The sequence below is a fragment of the Brevundimonas sp. genome (genome assembly GCF_036677305.1).
Taxonomy (GTDB): domain Bacteria; phylum Pseudomonadota; class Alphaproteobacteria; order Caulobacterales; family Caulobacteraceae; genus Brevundimonas.
Map to the genome: position 1 here is coordinate 1 of NZ_JAKFEB010000024.1, position 12,280 is coordinate 12,280.

Annotated in this window: 9 protein-coding genes; 5 read left to right on the top strand and 4 right to left on the bottom strand. The window is 70.2% G+C overall.

Annotation, left to right across the window (positions count from 1 at the left end):
* The 3 genes from V6M42_RS01445 to V6M42_RS01455 form a co-directional block, all read left to right on the top strand.
* A partial coding sequence (locus V6M42_RS01445) for a hydrogen peroxide-inducible genes activator (protein WP_332676656.1) occupies positions 1 to 849 on the top strand: 849 nt, incomplete at its 5' end.
* Between the two features lie 48 nt (positions 850 to 897).
* Positions 898 to 2,487, top strand: coding sequence for a family 43 glycosylhydrolase (locus tag V6M42_RS01450; protein ID WP_332676658.1), 1,590 nt, complete (start codon positions 898 to 900; stop codon positions 2,485 to 2,487).
* Positions 2,488 to 2,581: 94 nt separating this feature from the next.
* Positions 2,582 to 5,425 carry a M16 family metallopeptidase gene (locus V6M42_RS01455; protein WP_332676659.1) on the top strand — a complete coding sequence of 948 codons (2,844 nt, stop codon included), beginning with the start codon at positions 2,582 to 2,584 and terminating at the stop codon, positions 5,423 to 5,425.
* Positions 5,426 to 5,553: 128 nt separating this feature from the next.
* Here the strand turns inward: V6M42_RS01455 and V6M42_RS01460 are convergent, their stop codons facing one another.
* From V6M42_RS01460 to V6M42_RS01475, 4 genes are all read right to left on the bottom strand, one after another.
* Positions 5,554 to 6,384: a S1 family peptidase gene (locus tag V6M42_RS01460; RefSeq protein ID WP_332676662.1), complete on the bottom strand. Its 831-nt coding sequence runs from the start codon at positions 6,382 to 6,384 to the stop codon at positions 5,554 to 5,556.
* A 4-nt stretch (positions 6,385 to 6,388) separates the two neighbouring features.
* A complete protein-coding gene (locus V6M42_RS01465) occupies positions 6,389 to 6,832 on the bottom strand; it encodes a DUF350 domain-containing protein (RefSeq protein ID WP_332659875.1) in 444 nt (147 codons plus the stop codon).
* Positions 6,833 to 7,077: 245 nt separating this feature from the next.
* Positions 7,078 to 8,247: a 23S rRNA (adenine(2503)-C(2))-methyltransferase RlmN gene (gene rlmN, locus V6M42_RS01470; RefSeq protein ID WP_332676665.1), complete on the bottom strand. Its 1,170-nt coding sequence runs from the start codon at positions 8,245 to 8,247 to the stop codon at positions 7,078 to 7,080.
* A 192-nt stretch (positions 8,248 to 8,439) separates the two neighbouring features.
* The gene (locus V6M42_RS01475; protein ID WP_332676667.1) at positions 8,440 to 8,850 is read right to left on the bottom strand and encodes a metallopeptidase family protein; all 411 of its coding nucleotides are present in this window, start codon (positions 8,848 to 8,850) and stop codon (positions 8,440 to 8,442) included.
* Between the two features lie 152 nt (positions 8,851 to 9,002).
* Here V6M42_RS01475 and V6M42_RS01480 point away from each other — a divergent pair, with 152 nt between their 5' ends.
* Complete coding sequence (locus V6M42_RS01480; RefSeq protein ID WP_332659872.1) at positions 9,003 to 11,327, top strand: PAS domain-containing sensor histidine kinase; 2,325 nt, start codon at positions 9,003 to 9,005, stop codon at positions 11,325 to 11,327.
* Between the two features lie 40 nt (positions 11,328 to 11,367).
* A complete protein-coding gene (locus V6M42_RS01485; RefSeq protein WP_332676669.1) occupies positions 11,368 to 12,222 on the top strand; it encodes an HAD family hydrolase in 855 nt (284 codons plus the stop codon).
* Positions 12,223 to 12,280 lie beyond the last annotated feature (58 nt).

The following is a 12,280-nucleotide window of genomic DNA, read 5'->3' on the forward strand; positions in this document are numbered from 1 at the left end:
CTGGCCGAGCACGCCTCGTTCAGCCGGGCGGCGGAGGCCGCGCACGTCAGCCAGCCGGCGCTGTCGGCCGGTGTGCAGGAGCTGGAGAAGATTCTCGGGGCGCCGGTGGTCGAGCGCACGCGCGGCAATGTCCAGCTGACAGCTGTCGGCGCCGAGGCGGTGCGGCGGGCCGAGGATGTGCTGGCGCGCACCGAGGATCTGGTCGAGGCGGCCAAGAATGCGGGCAAGCCGCTGTCGGGCCGGTTCCGGCTGGGGGTCATCCCGACGGTCGCGCCCTTCCTGCTGCCGACCAAACTGCCGGGGATCAAGCTGGCCTATCCGGCCTTGCGGCTGTTCATCCGCGAGGACCTGACGCCGCGTCTGATCGCGGGGCTGAAGGCGGGTCAGCTGGACGCGGCGGTGATCGCCCTGCCCTACAGTTCGAGCGGGGTCGACCACGCGCGGATCGGGGACGATGAGATTCTCGCCGCCGCGCCGTCGGGCCATGCTCTGGCCGGGACGGGTCCGATCCCCGCCGGCTCGCTGAAGGCCGAGGACCTGATCCTGCTGGAGGACGGCCACTGCCTGCGCGACCAGGCGCTGGCGGCCTTCGACATCGATCCGCCCAAGGGCGAGGACGTGTTCGCGGCGACCAGCCTGCATACGCTGGTGCAGATGGTGTCGGCGGGGCTGGGGGTCAGTTTCCTGCCCGAGATGGCGGTGCGCGCGGGACTGGCCGACATGCCGGGCGTGGTGGTGCGGCCCATCGCCGCCAAGGCCCCGCGCCGCGAGATCGTGGTGGCGTGGCGGACGGGCTCGAGCCGGGCCGCCGAAGCCAAGCTTCTGGCCCAGGCGCTGACGCTGGATTGACGCCCTGTCTACCGGTGTCATCGTGGCGTCGGGACAGGAGGACGGCCGATGTCATGGACGCGCAGAAACGCCTTCGGCCTGCTGGGCTCGGCGACGGCGGCCCCGCTGCTGGGCGGCGCCGGGGCGGCGGCGGCCCAGGCCCCCGTGACGGCGCGCGGCGTCGAGGGTCAGCGCAAGGCCGACCTCGGCGACGGCCGCTATCTGAACCCCGTCATGGCGGGCGACCATCCGGACCCGTCGATCCTGCGCGACGGCGACGACTGGTACATGACCTTCTCGTCGTTCGAGTCCGTGCCGGGGCTGGTGATCTGGCGGTCGCGGGACCTGCTGAACTGGACGCCGGTGACGGCGGCGCTGACGCGCAATATCGGCTCGGTCTGGGCGCCCGAGCTGTGCCGGCACGAGGGGCGGTACTATCTGTACATTCCGGCACGGACGCCCGAGCGGAGGACCATCTGGGTGAGCTGGTCCGACCGGATCGAGGGGCCCTGGAGCGACCCGGTCGATCTGAACCTGCCCGACCATATCGATCCCGGCCATGCGGTGGGCGAGGACGGCCACCGGTACCTGTTCCTCAGCGGCGGCGATCTGGTGCGGTTGACGGACGACGGCCTGTCGACGGCCGGGGCGGTGCGGCACGTCCATGATCCCTGGCGTTATCCGGACGACTGGGACGTCGAGAGCTTCTCGCCCGAGGGGCCGAAGATCACGCGGCGCGGCGACTGGTTCTTCATGGTCACGGCCGTGGGCGGCACGGCGGGACCGCCGACCAGCCATATGGTCATCGTCGCCCGGTCGCGGTCGGTGTTCGGCCCGTGGGAGGATCATCCCGACAATCCGCTGGTGCGCACGCGCGATCGCTCGGAGCCCTGGTGGTCGAAGGGGCACGCGACCCTCGTCGAGGGCCCCGCAGGCGATTGGTGGATGGTCTATCACGCCTATGAGAACGGCTACTGGACCCTCGGGCGGCAGACGCTGCTGGAGCCGGTGGTCTGGCGCGACGACGGCTGGCCGGTTGCAGCCGGCGGCGACCTGTCGCGACCGCTGGCGGCGCCGCGCGGGGGGCAGGCCCTCCCGCATGGCGCGGCCCTGTCGGACGACTTCAGCGGCGACCGGTTCGGGGTGCAGTGGAGTTTCCACAATCCGGGGCCGGGCGAGCGGGCGCGGTTCGTCAGCGGGGACGGCGTGCTGCGGCTCGGGGCGTCGGGCGCCTCGCCGCGCGACGGTTCGCCGGTCACCTGCGTGCAGGGCGAGCAGGCGTATCAGATCGAGGTCGAGATCGAGGTCGATCCCGGCGTCACGGCGGGGGTGCTGCTGTTCTACGACAGCGCCCTCTACGCGGGTCTGGGCTTCGATGCGGGGCGGTTCGTGACGCATCAGTACGGGCTGGAGCGGGGCCGGCCCGCCAATCCGCATGGCGCCCGTATGTGGCTGCGGATGACCAACGACCGGCATGTGGTGACCTTCCACCACAGCGCCGACGGGCGGGTCTGGAAGAAGTTCGACCGGCAGATGGAGGTGTCGGGCTACCATCACAATGTGCGCGGCGGCTTCATGGCGCTGAGGCCGGGCCTGTATGCGGCGGGCGATGCGGGGGAGGCGCGGTTCCGTGACTTCCGCTACCGCGCCCTGCCGTAACCGCGACGATCATTACGACTCCGTAAGGTGCGTGCGGTTGCGCCGCTGATAGGGTCCGCCGGCCCGCGTGCGTCGGGCTTTCGGAGCCCCGTCCATGAAGTCCCGCCTGATCCTGACCGCCGCCGCCTCGGCCCTTCTGCTCGGCCTTCCGGCCGCCGCCCCCGCCATCGCGCAAACGGCGCCCGCCGCCACGGTCGCCGTGCCGCCGCTGGGCTTTGTCGAGCGCACCCTGCCGAACGGGCTGAAGGTCTACACCGCGCGCGACGCCTCGACCGCCAATGTGACGGTGCAGGTCTGGTACAAGGTCGGGTCCAAGGACGATCCGGCCGGGCGTTCGGGCTTCGCCCACCTGTTCGAACACCTGATGTTCAAGGCGACCAAGAATTTCCCCGACGAGACCTTCGACCGCCTGACCGAGGACGTGGGCGGCAACAACAACGCCTTCACCTCGGACGACGTCACGGCCTATCACGAGACCATTCCGGCCAACCACCTGCAACGGCTGCTGTTCGCCGAGGCCGACCGGATGAGCTCGCTGGTCGTCGGCGAGGACGTGTTCCGCTCGGAGCGGGCGGTGGTTCAGGAGGAGTACCGGCAGGGCATTCTGGCCAGCCCCTACGGCCGGCTGTTCGGCGTGTTCGAACCGGCCACCGTCTATCAGGAAAGCCCCTATCGCCGGACGACCATCGGCTCGATCGAGGATCTGGACGCGGCGACGCTGGAGGATGTGCGGCGCTTCCACGCCACCTACTACCGGCCCGACAACGCCTATCTGATCGTGGCCGGGAATTTCGACCAGGCGCAGCTGGACGCCTGGATCGACCGGTATTTCGCGCCGATCGCCAATCCCGAGCGTCCGCTGCCGGCCAACAATGTGGTCGAGCCGGAGCCCGCGGGTCCGCGCGACGTCACCTTCTACGCACCAAACGTGCCCCTCCCCGCCGTAATGCTGGCCTGGCCGACGGTGAAATACGGCGATCCGGATCGCGCGGCCCTGACGGTGCTGGACGGCATCCTGTCGACGGGCGAGAGCTCGCGCCTGTACCGGTCGCTGGTCTATGAACAGGAGATCGCCAGCCAGGCCAGCTCCTCGCCCGACATGAAGCAGCAGGCCGGCCACCTGACCGCCTACGCCATCATGGCCGACGGCCATACGGCCGACGAGGGCGTCGCCGCCCTGAACGCCGAGATCGCCCGCTTCCGCGACGAGCCCGTCACGGACGCCGAACTGGCCGAGGCCAAGAACGAACTGGTCGCCGACGCCCTGCGCAGCCGCGAGACCATCGACGACCGCGCCAATGTGCTGGGCTCGGCCCTGATCGGGACCAACGGCGACGCCTCGGCCGCCGACCGGGAGATCGCCGACATCCAGGCCGTGACCGCCGCCGACGTGCAGCGCGTGGCGCGCCGCTATCTGACCCCGCAGCGCGCGGCGACGATCCGCTACCTGGCCGCCGACGACGCCAACCCGACGACGGCGCAGAACACCGCTGTCGACGCGCCGGTGCGGGTCGCCGACCTGGCCCCCGTGGGCGAGATCTTCACCCTGCTGCCCGAGGCCGAGCGCGCCCCGATGCCGGAGATCGCCGCGGCGGTGTCGCCCTCCACCCCGGCCATCGCCGACTTCCGTCTCGACAACGGTCTGCGCGTGCTGGTGGCGCCCAAGAGCGGCCTGCCGCTGGTCTCGGCCCGTCTGAGCTTCGACGCCGGTTCGGCGGACGAGGCGGCGGGCAAGGCCGGGGCGGCCAGCCTGACCGCCAACCTGCTGACGCAGGGCACAGCCACGCGCTCGGCGCCGCAGATCGCCACCGAGATCGAACAGTTGGGGGCCAATGTCGGCGCCGGCGCGGGTCCGGACTTCACCAACGTCTTCGCCAATGCGCCCGCCAACGTCTTCCCGCAGGCGGTCGCCCTGATGGCCGATCTGGTGCGCAATCCCGCCTTCGCCGAGGAGGAGCTGGACCGCCAGCGGACCCAGACCCTGGACGGTCTGAAGGTCGCCCTGAGCACGCCGGGTCAGGTGCTGAACCAGGCCGTCGGCCGCGTCGTCTACGGCAATGCGCCCTACGGCTCGCCGGGCATCGGCACGGTGACCTCGCTGCCGTCGATCACGCGCGACGACATCGTCGGCTTCCACGCCGCCCGCTATCGCCCCGAGGCGGCGACGCTGGTGTTCTCGGGCGACATCACCGAGCCGCAGGCCCGGGCCCTGGCCCAGTCGGCCTTCGGCGACTGGGCGCCGGCCGGTTCGAGCGCGGCGCCCGTCGCCGCGCCCGCCGGACAGGCCGTGGCGCCGCGCGTCATCGTCATCGACCAGCCGGGCGCCGGACAGGCGGCGGTGGCCGTGGCCATGCGCAGCGTGCCGCGCGCGACGGCGGACTATTTCCCGCTGACCCTGGGCAACACCCTGCTGGGCGGCAGCTTCACCTCGCGCCTCAATCAGGAGATCCGCATCAAGCGCGGCCTGAGCTATGGCACGCGGTCGTCGCTGGGCGTGCGCCGGGACGCGGGAGCCTTTGTCGCCTCGGCCCAGACGCGAAACGACGCGGCGCCCGAGGTGGTCGACCTGATCCTCGCCGAGGTCGTCCGTCTGGGTGCGACGGCGCCGACGGAGTCGGAGATCACGACCCGCCGCGCCATCCTGACCGGGGCCTTCAGCGACTCGCTGGAGACGGTGGACGGGCTGGGCGGGCTGGTTGCGGGGCTGGCGCTCTACGACCTGCCGATGAGCGATCTGGCCGCCTATGTGAACAATGTCGAAGGCGTCGACGCCGACGAGGTCCAGGCCGCCTTCGCCCGCGACATTCCGGTCGACCGGGCCAGCGTGGTGGTGGTCGGGGACGCGTCGAAATTCCTCGACGCCCTGCGCGCCCGGCACCCGAACGTCGAGGTCATTCCGCTGTCGAGCCTGAACCTGGACAGCGCGACGTTGCGGTAGCGATCGCGCTCTCCCTCCCCTTCATGGGGAGGGTGGTCGCGCAGCGACCGGGTGGGGGAACGTCTGACATGCCCCACCCTGTCGTCGCTTCGCGCCGACATCCCTCCCCATGAAGGGGAGGGAGAATTCTACGCCGACAAACACACCACCTGCGCGACCCGCAGTTCGCGGCGCAGATCGTCCGCCACGAGGCCGTAGTTGTCGATGGTGACGGTGCGGCCCGTCAGCGGTTCGTCGGCGGTCTGCACGCCGCGGATGGCGGGGCCGAAGGTGTCGGGCGAGGTGGTGTAGATCCGGCCGCGGCGCGGGCTTTCGGCGATGGTGACGCCGATGGCGCGGCCCTGACGATCGAGCACGGGCGCGCCCGACAGACCCGCCAGCGTGCCGCCCAGTCCGTCGGTGCGGCCGACCTCGGCCCAGGCCAGAACCGGCTCGTCGCGCTGGCCGCGGCCGCGCACCCTCAGCGTCTCGCGGCCCAGCAGGCGCGAGGTGACCTCGCCGGCGCGGGCCTGCGGATAGCCCGGGTGGAACGCCCGCTGGCCGGTGCGCAGGCTCTGCAGGGCGGAGACGGGGACCGCGTCCGCCCCTCCTTGCGTCAGCAGCACGGCGATATCCGCGCGCGGGGCCAGACGCACGTCCGCCGCCACGGCGCGGCCGCCGCCGACGAGGATAGCGGGCCGTCGGCAGCCCTCGACCACGTGGCGCGCGGTAACCCACCGGCCCTCGCGCGAGATCGAGAAGGCCGTGCCCGAGGCGGGCTGGAACGGGATGTCCGGCGCGTTGACGGTGACGGCCGGATCGAACGGGGTGATCGGGCCCAGCAGGGCGCCCTCGATCTCGTCGGGCGGCGGCGGCGCGGGCGGGGCGTCGGCGTTCTCGCGCCGGCCCAGCGACAGCAGCAGCAGGCCGCCGACCACCGCCGAATAGATCAGCCAGTCAGGCGGGCGGGGAAAGGCCATGGCGTCAGCCCGTCAGGGCGGCGGCGAGGATCAGGGCGGTCGAGATCTTGGCCCCGACCAGCAGGACGGCGGCGGCGACCTCGCCCTCGCGGATGCGCTGGGGCAGGCCGGTCAGGATCATGTCGACGAGGCGGAAGGACAGCAGCTGGATCACCACGGTGGCGACGCCCCACAGGGCGATGTCCTTGATCGAGGTGGAGACGCTGAGGCTGACCGCCAGCGGAATGGCCAGGCCGACCAGCACGCCGGAGAAGGCCACGGCGGCGGCGGCGTTGCCCTGACGGATCAGGGTGATCTCCTTCCAGGGCGTGAACAGGGCGTAGATCACGGCGCCGGCCAGCATCAGCGCCAGGGTCACCCCGAGGTGCGCCATGGTGGTCGGGAAGCCGGTCGCGAAGGCCTGGACCTCGGCGCTGTCGAGCAGGGTGGAGAGGGACGAGGAGTCCATGGCGATCCGGGGGTCAGAAGGTCTCCGACGATTGCCCGGTTTTCGCCTCAATCCGCAAGCGCGACGGCGCCACACACGGTCAAGAAGTGTGACGCCGTGTGTCGGGGGAGTGGCTAGTGGCTAGTGGCTAGTGGCTGGCCAACACCGGCGCACCGGGATTCGACTGCGCCGCCCTTCCGCCACGAGAGGGGTTGGACGACTTCACTAGCCACTAGCCACTAGCCACTAGCCACCAGCCACTCAGTTCACGCCGCTTCGTCGGAAGCCTGCTCAGCTTTCCGAAGCGCCGAGGCGCGGACCTTCTCGCTTTCGGACTTCAGCTGGCCGCAGGCGGCGAGGATGTCGCGGCCGCGCGGGGTGCGGATGGGCGAGGCGTAGCCGGCCTTGTTGAGGATGGCGGCGAACCGCTCGATCGTCTTCCAGTCCGAGCATTCGTAGTCGGTGCCGGGCCAGGGATTGAACGGGATCAGGTTCACCTTGGCCGGAATGCCCTCGATCAGCCTGAGCAGGGCGCGCGCCTCTTCCGGGCTGTCGTTGACGCCCTTCAGCATCACATATTCGAACGTCACCCGGCGGGCGTTGGAGATGCCGGGATAGGCGCGGATGCCGGCCATCAGCTGTTCGAGATCGTACTTCTTGTTCAGCGGCACCAGCACGTCGCGCAGGGGGTCGTTGGTGGCGTGCAGGCTGATCGCCAGCATGGCCTGGGTGCGCGTTCCCAGCGCCTCGAGCTGGGGCACCACGCCCGAGGTCGAGACGGTGATCCGGCGGCGCGACAGGGCGATGCCCTCATTGTCCGAGATGATGTCGATGGCGTCGGCGACGTGGTCCAGATTGTAGAGCGGCTCGCCCATGCCCATGAAGACGATGTTGGACAGGCGGCGGTCTTCCTTGGGCGACGGCCATTCCTCGAGATCGTCGCGCGCCACCTGCACCTGGGCCACGATCTCGGCGGCGGTCAGGTTGCGGACCAGCTTCTGGGTGCCGGTGTGGCAGAAGGTGCAGTTCAGGGTGCAGCCGACCTGAGACGAGACGCACAGGGCGCCGGCGCGGCCGACGTCAGGAATGTAGACGGTCTCGATCTCGATGCCCGGGGCGGTGCGGATCAGCCATTTACGGGTACCGTCCTTCGACACCTGACGCTCGACGATCTCGGGGCGGGCCAGGGTGAAGGCCTCGGCCAGTTTCGCCTGGGTGTCCTTGGCGATGTTGCTCATCACGGCGAAGTCGGTGACGCCGTAGTGGTGGATCCAGCCCCAGACCTGACTGGCGCGCATCTTCGCCTTCTCGGGCGGGCAGATGTCGGCGTCGATCAGCGCCTGACGCAGCCCCGCGCGCGTCAAACCGGAGAGGTTGACGGGAGCCGCCGGCTTTGCGGCCGCGGACGTGCGCGAAAGGTCGAGCGTGAGGCTCAAGGGGTCAGTCCTGCAGGAGAGGGAGGCGGGGCTTATACCACAGATCGTGCGGGTTTTAAGGCGGGGCCGGGAAGTGGCTTGTGGCTAGTGGCTAGTGGCTGGCCGCCCCCTGCGCGACTGCGTTGTCCGCGCCGCCCTTCCGCCGTCACCGAGCGGCAATCAAACCAGCCACTAGCCACTAGCCACCAGTCCCTAATCGTCCGCCTCGTCCTCGATGTGGTGGATCTGGTCGTCGTCGAGGCCGAAATGGTGGCCGATCTCGTGGATCAGGACGTGGGCGATGATTTCGGACAGGCCGACGTCGCCGCGCTCGCACCATTCGTCGAGGATGGGGCGGCGGTAGAGGAAGATGCGCGACGCCTCAGCCGCCGGACCCATCTGGTCGCGCAGGCCGATGTCGACGCCGTGGTAGAGGCCGGTCAGTTCGAACGGATCCTCGATCTCCATCAGCGTCAGGGTCTCCTCGTCGGCGAAATCATCGACGCGGATGACCACGTCGCCGGCCAGCGACCGGAACGGATCGGGCAGGGCGTCGAAGGTTTCGCGGGCCAGCCGGGCGAAGTCGTCGAGCGAGGGGGCGGTCTGATCGGTCCAGTCAGTCATGGGGATGAGGGATTAGGGATTGGGGATGAGGTTGGGAAGGTCTCGACCCCGCCGGCCCCGCGCCCAAAACTCATCGCCTCATCCCTAATCCCTAGTCCCTCGCCCCTCATCAGGTATGGTTACCGAATCAGGGCGGGAGCTGAACGAATACGATGGCCGAGGCCGACATCGCCTATGTCGCGACCGCGGGCGCCGCGGGGCTGGCGCTGGCGCTCAGCGCCTGGGCGGCGCGGCTGCGCGGCCGGCTGGCGACGCGCCACAGGCTGGCCGAGGCCGAACTGGTCCGCACGCGCGCCGATCTGGCCGATTGCGACGGCGCCCTGGCCGCCTTCGAAGACGTCAGACTGGCGCTGGCGCCCGACGGGCGGACGCGGCGGCTGGGCGCGCCTGACGCCTGGGAGGCCGTGGTCCGCGATCTGGCGCCGCAGGGCGAGGAGAACGGCGACCCATCCCTGATCGTGCTGGACGCCGTGCGCGAGGCCGCGGGCGCGAGGCTGGACGCCCTGATCGACCAGGGCGAGGCCTTCGACACCGTGCTGGAAGGCGCGGCGGGGGCCTGGGCCGTCGAGGGGCGATCGTCGGCGGGCGCGGCCTGGCTCAAGGTCTCACGACTGGGACTGGTGGGCACGGCGACCGAGAGCGGGCTGGGCCTGCTGGCCGATTCCTATCCGGCGCCGACATGGATTACCGACGGCGCCGGACGGCTGGCCTGGGCCAACCGGGCGTGGCTGACCGAGATGAAGGCCGACAGCGTCGAGGCCGCACGGGAAAAGGGACTGAGTTTCGACCGCGGCGCCGACGCCATTGTCGCGGAGGCGGGACGAACCAATCAGCCGCAGGACGGCTTCCGCTGGACCACGGGCGGCGGCCGTCGCCGGGCCTGGCGGATCGTGGCCGAGCCGGTGCAGGGCGGGGCGGGCGCCGTGCTGGCCTTCGCCCTCGACATGACCGAGGCGGAAGAGACGCGCGACACCCTGCGCCGTCACGTCGAGGCCCATGACGAGACGCTGAACCATCTGGCCGACGCGGTGGCCATCTTCGGCCCGTCCAAGCGGCTGGCCTTCCACAACACCGCCTTCCAGTCGCTCTTCAACATTGATCCGGCCTGGCTGGACGAGCGTCCGACCCATGCCGAACTGCTGGACAAGCTGCGTCAGCGCCGGCTGCTGCCCGAGGTCATCGACTACGCCGGATGGAAGGCCAATGAGCTGGACTTCTACGGCGCCTCCGAGGCGGCGCCGGACGACAGCTGGTCGCTGCCGGACGGGCGGACGCTGCGGGTGGTGCGCCAGCCGCACCCGCTGGGCGGGGTGCTGCTGCTGTTCTCGGACATCACCGACGAACTGAAGCTGCGCAGCCGGTTCAACGCCCAGATCCAGGTCCAGACGGCGACGCTGGACAAGCTGAACGACGCCGTCGCCGTGTTCGGCTCGGACGGGCGCATCCGCCTGCACAACGAGGCCTTTGACAATTTCTGGGGCGTGACCGGGGACGCGCTGGACGCGGCGGGGGATTTCGACGCGGTCGCGGCGCTGTGCCAGTCGACCATGCCCGACCCGGCCCTGTGGCTGGGGTTGAAGGCGCGGGTGGCCGATCCCGATCCGGAGAGCCGGGTGCCGATCGCCGGCGAGGGGCGCACGGCCGACGGGCGGATCGCCTCCTGGCTGACGCGGCCGCTCCCGGACGGCGCGACGCTGGTGGCCTTCGCCGACGTGACCGCCCGGCGCGGGCTCGAGCAGGCCCTGGCCGCCAAGGCGCAGGCGCTGGAGGAATCCACGGCGCTGAAGCGCGAGTTCGTGGGCAGCGTGAGCTACGAGCTGCGCACGCCGCTGACGACCATCGTCGGCTATTCCGAACTGCTGGAGATGCAGGCCGACCTGCCAGAGCGCAGCCGCCAGCACGCCGGCGCCATCCGCGTCGCCGCCAGCCAGCTGGCGGGGTCGATCGACGACGTCCTCGACATGGCCCAGATCGACGCCGGCGAGATGGAGCTGACGCTGGGCGACGTGCGCGTGTGCGACCTGCTGGACGACGCGGCGGAGAAGTCGCGGGCCCGGATCGAGGGACGCGGCGCGACCCTGACCGTGACGTGTCCCGCCAGCCTGCGTCCGATCCGCGCCGACGCCCAGCGGGTGGGCCAGGCGCTGGAACATCTGCTCGACAACGCCGCCCGGTCGGTGTCCGAGGGCGGGTCCGTGACCCTGACCGCCGAAGGCACCTCGTCCGAGGTCCGCATTCGCGTCGAGGACAGCGGCCGGGGCATTCCGTATCATCTGCAGGCCCACGTCTTCGACCGTTTCGTCCGGCGCGAGCGCGGCGGGCCGGGCGTCGGCCTGGCCCTGGTCAAGGCGCTGGTCGAACTGCACGGCGGCTGGGCCGAGGTCGAGAGCGAGCCGGGCAAGGGCGCCGCCTTCATCCTGCACCTGCCGCTGGAAGCGGCGGTCGTGGCCGCGGCCCCGGAGTTGCGGCTCGGCTAGATTGGTTTAGAGCGGCGGAGAACGCAGGATCTCGCTCCCCATGGCCAAACGCTTGAAAACCGCCCTGATCTACGACTTCGACGGCACCCTCGCGCGCGGCAACATGCAGGAGGTCACCTTCATTCCGTCGATCGGCATGGGGGTCGGCGACTTCTGGGGGGCCGCGGACAAGCTGACGCGCGACGCCGACGCCGACAACATCCTGATGTACATGCAGCTGATGCTGAAACAGGCGCGCGACAACAATGCGCCGATCACGCGCAAGCTGCTGGCCGAGCACGGCCAGGACGTGAAGCTGTTCGACGGCCTGAAATCGGACCTGACCGGCAAGGGCTGGTTCGACCGCATCAACGAGGTCGGCGAGAAATACGGGCTGGAGATCGAGCACTACATCATCTCGGCGGGGCTGGAGGAGATGATCGACGGCTGTCCGATCCGCGACGAGTTCCACCACGTCTTCGCGTCGAAATTCGTCTACGACGACCACGGCATCGCCATCTGGCCGGCGGTGGGGGTGAACTACACCACCAAGACCCAGTACCTGTTCCGCATCAACAAGGGCGTGCTGAACCACTGGGACCACGAACAGATCAACCGTTTCATGGCCGACGACGACCGGCCTGTGCCGTTCGAGCGGATGATCTTCCTCGGCGACGGGGACACCGACGTGCCGACCATGAAGATGATGCACACCAAGGGCGGCTATTCGATCGCGGTCTACGATCCGCGCAACTCCGAGCGCGACCAGAAGAAGATCTACGGCCTGATCTCGGAGGACCGGGTCAATTTCGTCGCCGCCGCCGACTATCGCGAGGGGTCGGCGCTGGACCTGATCGTCAAGGGCCTGATCGGTCGTATCGCGATTACGGCCGGGACGATGCCGGCCGGCGTCTGACGCCGAACACACGGACCGGTCACGCCGGTTCACCCGTTGTCACGAACCCGGGAACGGC